1 protein-coding gene is annotated in these 2,178 nt (G+C 75.6%); it reads right to left on the bottom strand.

Annotated elements, in window-relative coordinates:
- Positions 1-1,822 (bottom strand): HelD family protein (locus tag NBZ85_RS30545; protein WP_261563364.1); only part of this gene is annotated, 1,822 nt, incomplete at its 3' end.
- Positions 1,823-2,178: the final 356 nt, after the last annotated feature.

Genomic DNA, 2,178 nt, shown 5'->3' with positions numbered 1-2,178 from the left:
CCTGGGCGGTGACGGCGGCGGCTACCTCCGAGGTGGGTAGCAGCGTCAGCGCGCCGGGGGCGGTGCGGGCCGAGGTGGGCACGGTCAGTTCGGCGGCGATGTGGGCGAGCAGGCGGCCGGCGAAGCCGAGGATCTCCGCGGGGACCCGGTAGCCGCGGGTGAGCACCTCCAGGTGGGCGTCGGGCCGGCCGAGGTGGGCCAGCTGCGCCGACCAGGAGGTGGCCGCCCACGGGGTGGTGCCCTGGGCGAGGTCGCCGAGGACGGTCAGGGAGCCGTCGGCGCACCGGCGGGCCAGCGCCCGGCACTGCATCGGGGAGAGGTCCTGTGCCTCGTCGACGATCAGATGGCCGAAGCCGCCGGTGCCGTCGATGAGGTCGCGGGCCTCGTCGATGCAGAACACGTCGGCGGGCGACCAGCGGGCCGTGCGGGCCCCGCCGGGCGGCGCCGCGGCCAGCAGAAGCCGCTGCTCGTCGGCGTCGAGCACGCCGTCGGCGGCGGCGCGGGCGAGCAGCGCCGCGTCGGTGAGCAGGCGGCGGACCAGGACGGCCGCGTCCGCTTTCGGCCAGACCGCCTCGACGGCGTCGCGGACCGCCCGGCTGCGGGCGAGGGTGCGGACCGCGCCGTCGGTGGGGAAGTGCCCGCCCGCCTCGGCCCGCACGCGGACGGCGTTCGCGAGCCGCCCGGCGAGCCGCTCGCGTCCGATGGCGTAGCGGAAGGTCCCGGCGGCGAGCCCCGCGGCGGCGTCGGCGAACAGGCCGGCGAACTCCTCCTCCCCCACGGTCCACCGGCCGGCCCTGGTCACGACGGCCACCGGCCCGGTCGGGGGGCGCAGCCCGTCGTGCAGGGCGCGGCGCAGCACCGTCGCCATCCTGGCGTCACCCTTGAGCGTGGCCGCCTCAATGGTGTCCGCTCCCCCGACGGTGATGTCGTCGACGAGGTCGGCCAGCGTGCTGTGGCGGACGGTGAACTCGCCCAGCGCCGGCAGGACGGCGGCGATGTAGCCGAGGAAGGCCCGGTTCGGCCCGACGACGAGCACCCCGGCCCGCGCGAGCCGCTCCCGGTGGGCGAACAGCAGGTAGGCGGCCCGGTGCAGGCCGACTGCCGTCTTGCCGGTCCCGGGCGCCCCCTGCACGCACAGGCTCACCGACAGCGCGGCCCGGACGATCTCGTCCTGCTCGGGCTGGATCGTGGCGACGATGTCGCGCATCGGCCCGGACCGCGGCCGTTCGATCTCCCGTTCGAGCAGCCCGCCGGCTGGCACCACCGCCGCCCGTGGGTGGGTGAGGAGCTCGTCCTCGAAGGCGGTCAGCTCGGCGCCGTCGTGGCCGAAGCGTCGCCGGCGCAGCACGCCCATCGGGTCGCCGCGGTGAGCCCGGTAGAACGGCCGGGCGATGTCGGCCCGCCAGTCGACGACCAGCGGATCGTCGCCGGCCGCCTCGCGCACGTGCCGGCGCCCGAGATAGAACCGCCGGCCCTCCGCACCAGTCGCGGCGGGAGCGGCGGGAGCGGCGACGATGTCGGCGACGTCGGGCACGGCGTCGAGGTCAGCGGGAGTGTCGGCCGAGGCGGCGTAGTCGAGGCGGGCGAAGAACAGCGGGGCCGTCCCGTCGCCCTCGGCGAGGGCGACGATCCGCCGTAGGCGGGCGACCCGCAGATACTCGTTGGTCACCTTGTCGGCGAACGGATCCCCGCCGGCGCTCTGCGTGTGTTCGGCCTCGGCCCGCATGCCGGCGAGCGCCCGACGGCCGCGCCGCAGGTAGTCCCGTTCGGCCTCAAGCTCGACCTCGGCGTCCCGCCCGGCATCCCGACGTCCAGCCTCCACCGTGCACCCCTTTCCTTAACCCGGTAAAGGTTATCCGACCGGCCGGCACACCTGGGCGACACACCGACCGCCCAGGGTGACCGGCTCACCGTCCCGGCGAGGGTGGCGAACCCGGAGCAGCGCGCGCCCCTGCCCAGTGCCGGCCGCCGGCCGGCGCACGATCGTGAGAACGAGAGAGGCTCGCATGGCTGGTACGCCGAGCACCGCGGATGCGGCACCGTCGCGAACACCGGACTGACGGTGAACACCGGTCCCTGCCGGTCCTGTCCACCCGACGGCCAGCAGATGCAGGAGGTTAATCACGGCTCACGGGACCACAACCGTCATCAACCTCCTGCAATCGCGGGGGGGGTGGC

This window comes from Frankia tisae (genome assembly GCF_025403405.1).
In the GTDB taxonomy this organism is placed as follows: domain Bacteria; phylum Actinomycetota; class Actinomycetes; order Frankiales; family Frankiaceae; genus Frankia; species Frankia tisai.
The sequence above is the reverse complement of the archived record's forward strand: the minus strand, read 5'-3'. Positions and strand labels throughout refer to the sequence as shown.